Origin of the sequence: Streptomyces sp. NPDC088745, assembly GCF_044751045.1 — a bacterium.
In the GTDB taxonomy this organism is placed as follows: domain Bacteria; phylum Actinomycetota; class Actinomycetes; order Streptomycetales; family Streptomycetaceae; genus Streptomyces; species Streptomyces cremeus.
The window spans coordinates 115,563-128,232 of the sequence record NZ_JBIVLB010000015.1 but is presented as its reverse complement, the minus strand read 5'-3'; the positions used below and the strand labels follow the sequence as shown (position 1 = coordinate 128,232).

The following is a 12,670-nucleotide window of genomic DNA, read 5'->3' as shown; positions in this document are numbered from 1 at the left end:
GCGGGACCGAGCGGCCGCAGACCGGGTACGACCAAGGTCCCTCAAGGCGTCAGGAACACCAAGGACGCCTCAGGAACGCCAAGGACACCAGAGGCACCAGAGACGTCAGCGCGACTCGGACCCGTCCTCCTCGGCGACACGCCTCTGCCGCCTGCCGACCACCGCGGTCGCGGCGAGCGCGCTGGCCACGAAGGCCGCGGCCACCGTCCACGGCTGGTCGAAGCGGTGGCCGGTGACGTGGTCGAGCGAAAACCGCCCCGCTCCCGCCAGCCCGATCGCCGCGGCGGTGAAACCGAGGAAGGCGGGATACTCGTAGCCGCCCGCCTGCGCGAAGAATCCGGCCGGCGCGTGCACGGCGACCGCTCCCGCCATGGCTCCCGCAGCCGCCGCGCCCGCCGCCGGGGTGGCGAGCCCGAGCGCGAGGAGCGCGCCGCCGCCCGCCTCGCCGAGACCGGCGGCCACCGCGCTCTGTCTGCCCGGGGTGAATCCCATGGACTCCATGGCGGCGCTGGTCCCCTTGATGCCGCCGCCGCCGAACCAGCCGAAGAGCTTCTGCGAGCCGTGCGCGGCGAGCGCCGCCCCGGTGCCCAGTCGCAGGGCGAGCAGGCCGAGGTCACGGCGGTGGTGGAGGCAGGGCGTCATGGTCTCTCCCGGGGGTGTGGCGCGGACGGGGCATCGGGTCCACTCTGTGCCGGGTGCGGCGTCCGGGGGATGCGGTACTACGCCAGACGGCTCACCACCCCGGCCCGCCCTGCCCCACTCGCCCCGCCTCGCCCGTCCCGCTCCGGACTCCGGCCGGACCGGTGGCGTACCGGCGTGCGTCGTGCCTGGACGGCATGTCGACGGGACCGCTCCGACACAGCGCCGGGCTGCTCCTCTTCCGGGTCACCGGTGCCGGGGAGCAGCGGGACGTCGAGGTGCTGATCAGGCACATGGGCGGTCCGTTGTGGGAGCGCCGGGAGAAGGCCGCCCGGTCGGTGCCCGAGGGCGAGTACGGGCCGATGAGGAACCCGAGGTGGCGGGCCGCAGGCCGCCGGCCCTCGCGCCGCCTGGGGAGCGTGGCATTCTTCGGTCATGCGACTCGGCAAGCGAGCGGGCGGCAGCGGTATCGGCCTGCGTCCCCTGCGGTACCAGTTCCCCGTGGCCACCGGTGAGCCCTGGGACGACAACTGGCTCGTCATCGGCGCCGAGGTCAGCACAGCGACGGGCGACTGGTCCTTCACCGACCCGTGTCTGGTCGTGGACGAGGCGCGTGAGCTGTCCACCTGGCTGCGGGCCGTCGCCGACGGGAGGAGGCCGGACGCGGCGCCGGACTCCGAGGGCAACCTCGTCCCGGACCTCGACTTCACCGAACCGGTTCTCGGCTTCAGCCAGGTCCGGTGGCACGACGGCTCGGGAGTGCTGCGCGTCCACCTCTCGCGGGAGGGCGCCCCTCCGCGCCGGTCGCAGGGCGGGCGTCCGGAGGCCCCTCGGTACGCGATCGAGATCGAGACGGACCGGGACGCACTGCTGCGGGCGGCCGAGGAGTGGGACCGGGACCTGACGCCGTTCCCCCCGCGCTCGGGCGGAGCACAGTAGGAGGAACGCGTTCCGGGGAGCTGCGCAGGATTGGATCATGGTTGATCCCCGGGGAGCACCGCTCGAAGTCCCGCACCTGACCGCGGATGACCGTTATGTGCTTCGCCCCTGGGAGCTCGGCGATCTGCTGCTCGCCCGGAAGGCGTCGGCCGACCCGTGCATCCCGTTGATCACGACCGTCCCCTCGGCCTGCTCCCCCGAGGCGGGTGAAGCCTTTGTGCGGCGGCAGTGGGACCGGGCGGCGGCTGCCCCTTCGTCGTCGTACGCGTGGCGGACGGCCGCCCGCTCGGCACGGGCGGCCTGTGGGTGAGGGAGCTGAACGAGGGCCGTGCGTCGCCAGGTGACCGGTTCGGCCCGCAGTCAGGAAGCCGCCGCGGAAGCCCTTCGCGCGGTGGTCTTTCAGGCCCTCGGCGAGCTGAGTATCCCCCCTCAGCTCCTTGGGGAGCCGTGGAACACCGCGTCCCGCCGGACGGCCGGGCGTGCGGGCCTCCAGCGGGAGGGCCCGCTGCGCGGCCGGCAGCAGGCGGGCGGGGAAGGTCGTGACATGACCATGTGCCCGATGCCGGGTGCCGACCCGTCCTGACGCGCACCGCGCACACGGCCGCCCCGCCACCCCCACGCACACGGCCGCCCCCGCCACCCCCGAGCGCGCCGTTCTCCTCACGCCACCGGGCGTTGCCCCATCGTCATCAGCGCGCGCAGTCCGTCCCGTACCACCTCGGTCGGGGCCGGTCCGAACAGAGCCTGCTGGGCGATGAATCCCTGTGCCACCGCGATCATGGTGCGCGCCACGTGGTCGGCCGGTACGTCGTCGGACATCAGGCCGGCCGCGCGGTATTCGCCCACCAGGCGCGCCCACGCCCCGCGCATGTCGGCGTAGCCCTGCTGGAGCAGCCCGGCCAGCCGTTCGTCCCGGAGGGTCTCCGCCCACACCTGGAGGACCAGGCCGGGAAAGGCCGCCCGGCCGTCGACGCGCAGGCCGTCACGGACCTCGATGACCTGGCCGACGACCTGGGCCAGCAGTTCGTCCGGCGGTGGTGGAGGGCTCTGCTCCGCGGCGGCCTCGAAGGCTGCGCGGACGTCCGCGAACACCTCCGCGGCGATGGCCGTGATCAGCTCGTCCTTGCTGCCGAAGTACCGGTAGACGGCGCCCGGCGAGAGGCCGATCTCGCGCAGTACGTCCTGCATGGACGCGGCGTGGAAGCCCGAGCGGGCGAAGCAGCGCGTCGCCCCGTCGAGGATCTGCCGACGGCGTGCGTCGAGGTGTTCCTGGGATACACGGGCCATGCGCACAACGTAGAACGAACATTCCTTCTTGACAAGTGAACAGGAAGGGTCACCATGGGAGGCATGTAAAACGAACGATCCTTCTTTTTGGATCGCCCGTGCTGCTCCCTGACCCGACCACCACCCGGGAACGAGGACACCCATGCCCACCTCACTCACCCGATCCCGCCGCACGCTCGCGGTGCTGCTCCTGGCTCCCGTCGTGGCGGCCCTCGCCCTGTGGGCGTTCGCCTGGCCCGCGGCCCGGATCGCTCCGCGCGACCTGCCCCTCGGCATCGCGGGGCCGACCGCCGCCGTCGAGCGGCTCCAGAAGGACTTCGCGCGGGAGGAGGGCGCCTTCGCGCTGCATCGTTACCCCGATGCCGCGTCGGCCCGTTCCGCGATCGAGAACCGGGAGGTGTACGGCGCGCTCGTGGCCGCCCCGCAGGGCGTGGAGGTCCTGACCGCGTCCGCCGCGAGCCCGGTGGTGGCCCAGTTGCTGAGGGAGGCGGCCGCCACCCGGGCCCCGGCCGGAACCGCACCGCGCGTGACGGACGTCGTGGCCGCACCGCCGGAAGACCCCCGGGGCAGCGCGTTCGGAGCGAGCGTCCTGCCGCTGACCCTGTCGGGAGTGGCCGCCGGGCTCCTGGTGACCGTGCTGCGGCTGCGCGGGGCGATCGGTGTCCTGGTGCTGGCCGGCGCATCCGTCCTGGTCGGCGTCGTGGCAACCGCTCTCGCCCACGACTGGCTCGGCGTCCTCACCGGCGACTGGTGGGCCGTGGCGTCCGCTCTCGCCCTGACGGTGCTGGCCGTCGCCGCGGGCATCGCGGGCCTGGCCGCCCTGCTGGGCCGGGCCGGGCCGGCACTCGGGGGGCTGCTGATGGTGCTGGTCGGCAACCCCTTCTCCGGCGCGACGAGCGCCCCGCACCTGCTGCCGGAACCCGTTGGATTCCTGGGCCAGTTGCTGCCGCCCGGCGCGGGCGGCACCTTCCTGCGGTCCGTCGCCTTCTTCGACGGCGCGGGAGCGGGCGCGGCCCCCCTCACCCTGTCCCTGTGGGCCGGACTCGGACTGCTCGCGGTCATGGTCGTCACGAAGGCGGCCGACGAGGAGACGACGCCGGGCGAGACGGATGCGCTCCGGGAGCCGGCGCCGGTGGGGGGTTGACGGACCGGGCCCGGCACGGGCCGCGCGCACGGCCCGCAGGGCGTCATCTCCGACCTGTGCGATGTGGGACCGAAAGCCAGGCCCCCCTCACGAACGGAGCGTCCTGCCCGGCAACTGGCCCCCGCCGGGCCGGGCCACTGCTCCCGCCGGTCGTGCGGGAGCAGTTCCGCGTGGGGCGAGGGGTCACAGCCGCTTGAGGCCGAGGAGCTGGAGTCCGGCGAAGCCGCCGACCGTCAAGGCCTGGAGCACGAGCCAGACCGTGCCGAGTCCGGTCGGGCTCAGGGCCCCGGAGACCGTGACCGTCAGGCTGAGGACGACCCAGAGCAGGTTCGCCGCGGCGATCGCGGTCAGGGCCGGACGGCTGATCCGCCGGCGCGTTCCGGCCGCGAGCACGCCCAGGGCGAAGAGGAGCAGGAAGGCGCCGACCGGGTACTGGACCGAGGTCGCGATGCCGAACCAGGAGTCCAGAACCGTGGCGAGGGCCAGGTAGGCGAGGCCGTTGAGGCCGGTGACCGCCGCGTCCAGCTTGAGGGCCAGCCGGGCGAGGCCGTCGGTCCCGGCCGTCCTCGCGGAGGCCGTCGTTCCGTCGAAGCGCGTGGTGGTCGTCATCGTCGTGTTCCTCTCGTACGCACGGGAGTCGGCCGGCCGCGGATGCGCTTCGTTCAGCGGGCCGCGACCGCTCCTGAACGGTAGGCAGGCTCGACGGGGCCCTCAATTACCTCCGGGGTAACGCGCCGGTCCCGCACGGTGCGCACCGCCCGGGCGGCGAGCACCGCCGTCGAGGCGGCGGCGGACACCCCCAGCCAGACGAAGAGGGCGGGCCAGACGTACGAGATCATGCCCAGGTCCGCGCCCCTGCGGGTCAGCAGGCCTGCCAGGTCGCCGAGCAGCAGGAAGGCGGCGACGGGGAAGGTGTACGGGAGGGTGCGCAGGGCGGTGCGCCACCAGGGGCGGGCCGCCGCGCGGCGGGCCCAGCGGCGGGAGCGTACGACACCCGTGGCCCCGAGGCCGAGGGAGAGCAGGGTGAGTGCCGCGAGGACGTAGTCGGCCTGGAGGGTGAAGGGGGTGCCGCCGTCCGGGGCCCTGCCCTGGGCGAGGTCGGCGAGACCCTGGGCGAGGAGGGTGGCGTCGTCGCCGGAGACCATGCCGGTGTTGGTGACGACGGCGATGCCGGTGCGGGAGTCGGGGAGCAGGGTCTGCGCGGCGTTGTGGGTGAGCAGTTGGCCGGTGTGCCGGATCTCGCGCGGTCCCGCGCCCTCGGACGACCGGGTCCAGCCCATGGCGTAGGCCGTGCCCTCGGGGGTGCGGGGCGGTGTGTGCATGGTGGTGACGCCGCGTGCGGAGACGACGCGTCGGCCGTCCGCCGTGGCGCCGCCGTTGTTCTGGGCGATCAGCCAGCGCGCCAGGTCGTCGGCGGAGGCGACGACGCCGAAGCCGCCGGCGGTGAACCAGCGCGGCTGGTCGCGCTCGATCAGCCGACCGTACGCCCGGACGTAACCCCGTGCCTGCTCGGGCATGTCGGCGGTGGAGTCGACGGTGGTGGCGCCGGTCATGCCCAGCGGCTGGAAGACCCGCTCGGCCATGTGCGCGGCGAAGGGCTTCCCGCTCACGGCCTCCACCAGGCGGGCGGCGACCGCGTAGTTGGTGTTGTGGTAGTTCATGCGGGTGCCGGGCGCGGACGCCAGCTCCACCCCGCGCAGGGCGGCGACCGCTTCCGTCAGGGAGCCCGGCTGGGGGCCGACCAGGTCCGGGTGGGCGGAGTCGGCCATGCCCGAGGTCTGGTTGAGGAGTTGGCGTACGGTGATCCCCTCGGCGCGGGGGTCGGCGAGGGTGAAGTCCGGGAGGTACTGCCGTACCGGGCGGTCGAGGCCGACCTCGCCCGCGTCGACCAGTTGCATCACCGCCAGCGCGGTCATCGACTTGGACAGCGAGGCCACCGGCACCGGAGTCCGCGCGGTCAGGGCCCGGCCCGCCGCGGTGTGCCCGTAACCGGCGACGCTGACGACCCGGTCGCCCCGGGTGACGGCCACCACCGCGCCGGGCAGCGCGGTGTCCTCCAGGTAGTCCCGTACGTAACGGTCGACGGCCTCCGGGGTCAGGGACCCGGCACCGGGAGCGGACCGGGCGGCGGGTGCGGCGAGCGCGGAACCGGTGCCGCAGACCAGGGCCGCGGCGGCGGCCAGGGCGGCGGCGAGGACACGCGGGCGGCGGGGTGCGGACGCGTTCTTCTTCATGCCCCCATCCCATCGCGGGAGGGGTCCGTGGCGCAGTGGCGTACGGGGGAGTTCGGAGGTAGTGCGGGCACTACCCCCGAGGGGCCGGCCGGCGATGGCGGGATCGCCGTGAACCGCCCGCCGGGCGGCCCCCGCCCCCGGGCGGGCGGGAGCGGGGGCCGCCCAAGTCGGGTCCGCTCAGGGTCAGGCCGGGACGACGGGCTCCTGCAGTTCGGTCACCCAGTCGTCCTGGTCGGGCGGGCACTCCAGGTTGACCTCCCGGGCGTACCCGGTGGAGCGGTAGCCGTGGGCGTCGATCCACCGGCCCAGGGTCTGGACGGTCGGCAGGAGCGCGGACATGGGCCCCCGGTGCACGATGGTCGCCGCCGAATCGACCGGCGGGAGGTCCAGCACCCGCAGCGTGCCGTCGTCCCGCACCGGAGCGGAGACCTGCACCCCGGCGTGCACGAGGAGGCCGCCGCCGGGGGCGACCTCGTAGCGGGCCACACCCGGGCCGCTGGGCGTGATGCCCGCGGCCTCCAGCCGCTCGAACAGTTCGGCGTACAGGGGGGCGATGGTGGAGCCGACCGCGTGGAAGTCGGCGGCCACACCGGTGAGTTCCGCCACGCGGACGCTCGGCAGGCTCTTGATGACGACGTCGTTCGTGGACATGCGTCCCTCGCTCTCGATCGACCGGAGCCTCGCCTCGACCTGACCAAGCCGGGCCGCCGACTCCGCCATCGCGGTTTCCAGTTCGGCCTGGCGCAGCCGCAGCATGGCGCGCAGTTCCCCGGCGGTCACCTTCTCGTCGAGGATCTCCCCGACCTGCTGGAGGGTGAAGCCGAGGTCCTTGAGCGCGATGACGCGGTTGAGCCGGGCGAGCTGGGCGGCGGTGTAGAAGCGGTATCCGGTGGCGGGGTCGACCCGGGCGGGGCGCAGCAGTCCGGTGGCGTCGTAGTGGCGCAGCATCCGGACCGACACGCGGCCGAGCCTGGCGAAGTCTCCGATGGTGAACATGATGTCTCCGAGTTGAGGGCCTCACACGGTGTCAGGGTCAAGCACCGTCGGGAACCTTCCCCGCCGCTCGCCGCACGGCCGTCGTCCCAGCGGTTACGGTACGACTCCGGCCTGCGCGTTCTTCCTCCAGCCAGGTGCGGCCCCGGGGCCGGTGTTCCCGGCCCGGCCGAAGAGGCGCGGGCCGTGCTCGCCGAGGGACCCGGCCCGCTCGTGGGAGCCGGTCGGTGAGGGGGCCCGGCGGTACTGGTGCGAGGTCCGGGTGCGGCGCGGCCGGCCCCGGACGACCCGGCCCTCGGCGCGGGCGGCGGCCACGGGCCGGTACCGCCTCGATTTGGGGAGCGCAGCCCCTGGGGCGGGTGCGGATCCGATATAAGTGCTCGTATGACACTGGGTTGGAAGTTGGTCATCGACAGCGGAAACTCCCCCGTCCTCGCGGACTTCTGGGCCGAGGCGCTGGGGTACGTCGTGGAGGACCCCAGCGCGCTCATCGAGCAGCTCCTCGCCGCCGGGCGCCTCCCCGAGCAGGCCGTCACCGAGCACAACGGGCGCAAGCTCTTCCGCGGGTACGCGGGCGTACGCCACCCCGACGACCCGTTCGACGAGAACAGCGGCGTCGGCCACGGGCGGCGGCTGCTCTTCCAGGACGTCCCCGAGCCCAAGAGCGGCAAGAACCGCCTGCACATCGACGTGCACGCCGAGCCCGGCGAGCTGGAGAAGCAGGTCGCACGTCTGGAGCAGCTCGGGGCCACCCGCGTGAACGAGGTGGACCGGGGTCCAGTCGGCCACTGGTGGGTCCTGCGGGACCCGGAGGGCAACGAGTTCTGCGTGGCGTAGCCGCGTGACGCGAAGAGGGGCCCCGGGTACGCACAGGACGTACCCGGGGCCCCGTTCGTGGGGGGCGCGCCGGCCGGAGGCCACGCCAGGGGTGCTCGCGCCGGCCGGGGGCGGGAGTCCGGCGCACAGATCATCCGGCGGGAGGGGGTGGGTGCTTCCGGCTTCGGCCGCGCCATGAGCGGCGGGCTTCCCGCCGTCGCGGCGGGGTGCCCGGTCGTTCGGGACCGGCGACAGGCCGACGCGTGCCGGGCTCACGTCGCCGAGCGCTGGAGCGGCGGTCAGGGGATGAGCAGCACCTTCCCGGTGGTCTTGCGGGCCTGCAGGTCCTCGTGGGCCCGCCGCGCGTCGGCCAGCGGGTACGTGGCGCCGATCCGCACCTTGAGGGAGCCGTCGGCGATCGCCGCGAAGAGCTCGCCGATCCGCCACTCCAGCTCGGCGCGGGTCTGGACGTAGTCGGCGCTGTTCGGGCGGGTCAGATACACCGAACCGGCCTTGTTCAGCAGTTGCGGGTCGATCGGCGGCACCGGACCGCTCGCGGCGCCGAACAGCGCCAGCATGCCCCGCTTGCGCAGGCTCGCCAGGCTTCCCTCCACGGTGGACTTGCCGACCCCGTCGTAGACGACGTGAACGCCCTCGCCGTCGGTGAGCTTCCGCGTCGCGTCGGCGAAGTTCACCCGGTCGTACCGGATCACCTCGTCGGCCCCGGCCTCGCGGGCGAGCGCCTCCTTCTCGGCGGTCGACACCGTGCCGATCACCCGCGCCCCCCGCGCCTTGGCCAACTGGGTCAGCAGCAGCCCGACTCCCCCGGCCGCCGCGTGCACCAGAATCGTTTCGCCCTCCTTGACCGGATAGGTCGATGCGACCAGGTAGTGCGCGGTGATGCCCTGCAACGGCACAGCAGCGGCGAGCTGGTCGGCCACGCCGTCCGGTACGCGCACCGACGCAGCGGCCGGCACCAGCGCCCGCTGCGCGTAGCCGCCCGGCACGCCCTGCCAGGCCACCCGGTCCCCCTCGTCGAAACCGCGCACGTCCGGGCCGACCGCGACGACCGTTCCGGCGCCCTCCAGGCCGAGGACGTAGGGCAGCGGGACCGGGTAGATCCCAGCCCGCTGGTAGGTGTCGATGTAGTTCACACCCGCAGCCGCCACGTCGACCAGCAGCTCGCCCGGCCCCGGCGCGCCGATCTCCACGTCCGCGACCTCAAGCACCTCCGGGCCTCCGGCCCGCCGAACCTGTACTGCTGTGGGCATGCTTCCTCTTCACTCTCTTCGCTTCGCGTCACGTTCTCGGCCGCCACGACTGTAACTGCCGAGAGGTGTCGGTCGGCATGCCGTCGCGAGGTCAAGGCGCTCAACGGATTACCGGGTCGGGGTGATCGTTCTGACGCCGCGTCGGGCGAGCAGGCGGCGCAGGGTCTCGCATCCCGCCGGTACGAACAGCGGCGTGGCGGGGTCCCGTGGCGTAGCCGTGCCACGCGCAGAAGGGCCCCGGGTACGCACGGACATACCCAGGGTCCCGTTCGTGGGGGTCGCGCTAGCTGGGGGCCTCGGCGTTCTTGCATCGTGGTGGCGGGCGCGGGTTCGACCCGGCCGGGCGGCAACGACGGAACCCTCGCCGTGGTCGACGGCTTCCGCGGCCTGCGGGGCGTGCCGGTGGTCCCGGCCCACTGCTCGGCGGCGGAGCCCACGGTGCCCGAGGCGGTGGCCCGGCTGCGCGCGGAGGGCCACCGCCGCGTCGAGGTCGCCACCCGCCTTCTCGCGCCGGGCCGCTTCACGCGCGCTGGCGTGGTGCGGGGCGTGGGCGGTGTCGGAGCCGGTCGCCGACCATCCACGGATCGCACGGCTGGTGGCGGGCAGGTACGCGGCGGCGCGGAGCGGCCCCGGACCCCTGGAGCAGATTCATCACTGTGAGTGATGACACGAACGCATTTGGGCTGCTTCTCTGGTACGTATGAACACGCAGCGCAGTTACCTCGCCCATGCGGCTCTGATCGCCGCCCTCGCCCTGGCGGCCCCGCTCGCCGCGACCCCGGCGTCCGCCACGCCCGCCACCACGCCCACCGCGTCCGCCGCCACACCCGCAGCGGTGACCCCGGCCGGCCCGGCCTCCCCGGCCGTGCGCGGCGAGGCCCGCACTCCCGCCGCTCAGGTCGACCACTTCTTCACGGCCTACCGCAAAGCCGTCCTGGGCTCCGGCCCGCACACCCCCGAGCAGGTCCGCAGGGCCCACCTCACCGCCGAACTGGACGCCCACCTCACCGAATGGGCCGAGCAGAACCACGCCGATCCGGTGATGCGCGCGCAGAACGTCCCCAGGGGCTGGAAGGCGCGCCTTCACGCCCAGACGGCCACCACCGCCACGGTCGTCCTCACCCAGATCTGGGGCGCGGTCCCGGACACGGAGGTCTGGTACACGGTCCGCCGCTCCGACCTGAAGATCACCAACCTGACGGACCCGCCGCTGAGGGGCTGAGCGGGCACTCGCGCTCCGGGCCCGCCAACCGGCGGCGGCACGTAGCGTATGTCTGACGGAGGTCGGAAGGAGACGTGGTGCCCGCACAGGAGACGGCGAGGGTGCTCGCGCACCTCGACGAGTACGTCGCCGGCGCGTCGGAGGGGCAGCGCGGGGCGTTGTGGCGGCTCGCCGAGCGGGGGCGGCAGCTCGACGCCAATCTGGTGCGGCTTCCGCCCCACGTCTCGGTGACGCCGCATGTCGAGGGCGCGCTGGACGTGTTGCTGCTGGTGGTGGAGGGCGACGGACAGCTCGACGACGGGTCCCCGACACCGCAGGACATGCGGCCGGGCGGGCTGGTGTGGCTCCCGAGGGACGCGACCCGGGCGCTGGCGGCGGGCGCCCGAGGACTGACGTACCTCACGGTGCACCGGCGACGCCCGGGGATGGCGGTGGGCCCCCGCCCCGTCGAGCACGAGGGCGGCGAGGCCCCCTGCGCCCTGGGGCGGGTCTGCCAGGAGTGCGGGCGGCTGGGGGCGGAGGGCGGGGCGCGGTACTGCGCGTGGTGCGGGGAGGAGCTGCCGACGACGTCGGCCTACTGAGCGGCCCGCGGGGGCTGTTGGGCGGACTGCGGGTGCTGCTGGGCGGCGTACGGGCCCCGCTGCGCGGACTGCGGGCCCTGCTGGGCGGCCCTCAGATCCCGCTGGGCGGCCCCCGGACCCCGGACCCCGCTGGGCAACTCTCCGGGACTTACCGCGATTCCTCGGACAGCAGGGGTTCGAAGGCGCGGTAGGCGTCGTAGTTCGTGAAGTTCCGGCTGTAGAGGTCGGCCCGGTCGCCGAGGGAGGCGTCCAGGACCTCGTTCACGTCCACGACGTGCAGGAGTTCCCAGGTGATGCGCTCGCCGCGGTCGTTCTCGTAGCTGGTCTCCTGGGCCTTGCCGTGGGCGAGGGCCTTGGTGCGGGCCTCGTCCTCACTGTCGGCGGTGAGCAGGACGAAGTCCTCGGCGTAGCGGGGCTCGTGCCCGGCGGCGTCCGAGGTCGCCCGGGACAACAGGATCGCGATGTAGCTGCTCGCCATGGGTCTGCTCCGCTCCGCTGGGGTCCGTGCCAGGGACCCTACGTCATGGACGACCGCGGCCGGCGCGCTCGGTCACCGCGCCCTGCCCCGGGCGGGCGGGTGCGGCGGCCGGTGCGGCCGGGACGTCGGCGGGCGCCTCGGCCGGTGCGGGCCCCGTCACCGCCCTGGCGGCGGAGGCCCCCCGGGGGCGCAACTGCGCCAGGGCCACGGCGCCCAGGGCGAGCACTCCGCCGAGCAGTTGCAGCGGGGTGAGCTGCTGGCCGAGCAGCGCCCAGCCGAGCACGGTGGCGACCAGCGGGCTGAGCAGGCCGAGGAAGGTGACCTCGGTCGGCGACAGCGCCTTGATGCCGCGGAACCACAGGGCGTACGCGACGGCCGCGCCGATCAGCGTGAGGTATCCGTAGCCGAGCAGGTTCTCCCCGGTGAAGGAGGACGGCGGCGGTCCCTCCACGAGGAGCGCGACGGGCGTCAGCAGCAGCCCGCCCGCCACGAGTTGCCAGCCGGTGGTGGCGAGCAGCGGAGCCGGGGAGACCCAGCGCTTGCTGAGCACGACGCCGGTGGCCATGACGACCGCGCCGCCGAGCGCGGCGGCCACCCCGAGCGCGTCCAGCCGGGCATCGGCGCGCAGCACCAGCAGGGCGACCCCGGCGATGCCGGTCACGGCCGCCAACACCGTACGGAGGGTCAGGCGCTGGCCGAGCAGCCCGGCGGCGAGGCCGGCCACGAGAAGGGGCTGGACCGAGCCGACGGTGGCGGCGACTCCGCCGGGGAGACGGTAGGCGGCGACGAAGAGGAGGGCGAAGAAGACGCCTATGTTCAGGGTGCCGAGCACCAGGGCCTTCCACCACCAACTCCCCTTCGGAAGCTGCCTGGTGAGGAGCACGAGGAGGATTCCGGCCGGAAGCGCCCGCAGCACGCCGGCGAGCAGCGGGCGGTCCGGGGGCAGGAACTCGGTGGTGACGAAGTAGGTGGAGCCCCAGACGGCGGGGGCGAGGGCGGTCAGCAGCACGAGAGCCGCGCGGTTTCTTAGCACTAAGACAACATATCTCACCGCTAAGGGATCGAC

Annotated in this window: 16 protein-coding genes; 7 read left to right on the top strand and 9 right to left on the bottom strand. The window is 74.0% G+C overall.

The window, feature by feature from the left end:
* Nucleotides 1-105 precede the first annotated feature (105 nt).
* Nucleotides 106-642, bottom strand: a complete 537-nt coding sequence (locus ACIP93_RS30740; RefSeq protein WP_401763967.1) for a DoxX family membrane protein — start codon at nucleotides 640-642, stop codon at nucleotides 106-108.
* 432 nt (nucleotides 643-1,074) lie between these two features.
* Between ACIP93_RS30740 and ACIP93_RS30735 the strand changes: the two genes are divergently transcribed.
* Together ACIP93_RS30735 and ACIP93_RS30730 are read left to right on the top strand one after the other, a co-directional pair.
* Entirely contained in the window at nucleotides 1,075-1,578 is a 504-nt protein-coding gene (locus ACIP93_RS30735) for a hypothetical protein (RefSeq protein WP_401763964.1), read from the top strand.
* Between the two features lie 37 nt (nucleotides 1,579-1,615).
* Nucleotides 1,616-1,888 (top strand): hypothetical protein, encoded by a 273-nt coding sequence (locus ACIP93_RS30730; RefSeq protein ID WP_401763962.1) that lies wholly within the window; start codon nucleotides 1,616-1,618, stop codon nucleotides 1,886-1,888.
* Between the two features lie 350 nt (nucleotides 1,889-2,238).
* On the opposite strand, the gene ACIP93_RS30725 is transcribed toward ACIP93_RS30730, so the two are convergent.
* On the bottom strand, nucleotides 2,239-2,865 hold the full coding sequence (locus tag ACIP93_RS30725) for a TetR/AcrR family transcriptional regulator (RefSeq protein WP_401763960.1): 627 nt from the start codon (nucleotides 2,863-2,865) through the stop codon (nucleotides 2,239-2,241).
* A gap of 142 nt (nucleotides 2,866-3,007) precedes the next feature.
* Between ACIP93_RS30725 and ACIP93_RS30720 the strand changes: the two genes are divergently transcribed.
* Entirely contained in the window at nucleotides 3,008-4,009 is a 1,002-nt protein-coding gene (locus ACIP93_RS30720) for an ABC transporter permease (RefSeq protein WP_401763957.1), read from the top strand.
* A 183-nt stretch (nucleotides 4,010-4,192) separates the two neighbouring features.
* On the opposite strand, the gene ACIP93_RS30715 is transcribed toward ACIP93_RS30720, so the two are convergent.
* The 4 genes from ACIP93_RS30715 to ACIP93_RS30700 form a co-directional block, all read right to left on the bottom strand.
* The gene (locus ACIP93_RS30715; protein WP_401763954.1) at nucleotides 4,193-4,618 is read right to left on the bottom strand and encodes a hypothetical protein; all 426 of its coding nucleotides are present in this window, start codon (nucleotides 4,616-4,618) and stop codon (nucleotides 4,193-4,195) included.
* Nucleotides 4,619-4,671: 53 nt separating this feature from the next.
* Nucleotides 4,672-6,243 (bottom strand): serine hydrolase domain-containing protein, encoded by a 1,572-nt coding sequence (locus tag ACIP93_RS30710; protein ID WP_401763951.1) that lies wholly within the window; start codon nucleotides 6,241-6,243, stop codon nucleotides 4,672-4,674.
* Nucleotides 6,244-6,426: 183 nt separating this feature from the next.
* Complete coding sequence (locus tag ACIP93_RS30705) at nucleotides 6,427-7,239, bottom strand: MerR family transcriptional regulator (RefSeq protein WP_401763948.1); 813 nt, start codon at nucleotides 7,237-7,239, stop codon at nucleotides 6,427-6,429.
* Between the two features lie 93 nt (nucleotides 7,240-7,332).
* Nucleotides 7,333-7,551, bottom strand: coding sequence for a hypothetical protein (locus ACIP93_RS30700; RefSeq protein ID WP_401763945.1), 219 nt, complete (start codon nucleotides 7,549-7,551; stop codon nucleotides 7,333-7,335).
* Nucleotides 7,552-7,620: 69 nt separating this feature from the next.
* Between ACIP93_RS30700 and ACIP93_RS30695 the strand changes: the two genes are divergently transcribed.
* Nucleotides 7,621-8,073 carry a VOC family protein gene (locus tag ACIP93_RS30695; RefSeq protein ID WP_401763942.1) on the top strand — a complete coding sequence of 151 codons (453 nt, stop codon included), beginning with the start codon at nucleotides 7,621-7,623 and terminating at the stop codon, nucleotides 8,071-8,073.
* 278 nt (nucleotides 8,074-8,351) lie between these two features.
* Here the strand turns inward: ACIP93_RS30695 and ACIP93_RS30690 are convergent, their stop codons facing one another.
* Nucleotides 8,352-9,323: a quinone oxidoreductase family protein gene (locus tag ACIP93_RS30690; RefSeq protein WP_401763940.1), complete on the bottom strand. Its 972-nt coding sequence runs from the start codon at nucleotides 9,321-9,323 to the stop codon at nucleotides 8,352-8,354.
* A 312-nt stretch (nucleotides 9,324-9,635) separates the two neighbouring features.
* Between ACIP93_RS30690 and ACIP93_RS30685 the strand changes: the two genes are divergently transcribed.
* From ACIP93_RS30685 to ACIP93_RS30675, 3 genes are all read left to right on the top strand, one after another.
* Nucleotides 9,636-9,983: a CbiX/SirB N-terminal domain-containing protein gene (locus tag ACIP93_RS30685; protein ID WP_401763937.1), complete on the top strand. Its 348-nt coding sequence runs from the start codon at nucleotides 9,636-9,638 to the stop codon at nucleotides 9,981-9,983.
* Between the two features lie 40 nt (nucleotides 9,984-10,023).
* Nucleotides 10,024-10,545, top strand: coding sequence for a hypothetical protein (locus ACIP93_RS30680; RefSeq protein WP_401763934.1), 522 nt, complete (start codon nucleotides 10,024-10,026; stop codon nucleotides 10,543-10,545).
* 77 nt (nucleotides 10,546-10,622) lie between these two features.
* Nucleotides 10,623-11,126 carry a cupin domain-containing protein gene (locus ACIP93_RS30675; protein WP_401763932.1) on the top strand — a complete coding sequence of 168 codons (504 nt, stop codon included), beginning with the start codon at nucleotides 10,623-10,625 and terminating at the stop codon, nucleotides 11,124-11,126.
* Nucleotides 11,127-11,274: 148 nt separating this feature from the next.
* Here the strand turns inward: ACIP93_RS30675 and ACIP93_RS30670 are convergent, their stop codons facing one another.
* A complete protein-coding gene (locus ACIP93_RS30670) occupies nucleotides 11,275-11,604 on the bottom strand; it encodes a DUF4288 domain-containing protein (RefSeq protein WP_345227861.1) in 330 nt (109 codons plus the stop codon).
* Between the two features lie 43 nt (nucleotides 11,605-11,647).
* Nucleotides 11,648-12,637, bottom strand: coding sequence for an EamA family transporter (locus ACIP93_RS30665; RefSeq protein ID WP_401763929.1), 990 nt, complete (start codon nucleotides 12,635-12,637; stop codon nucleotides 11,648-11,650).
* Between the last annotated feature and the right edge of the window lie 33 nt (nucleotides 12,638-12,670).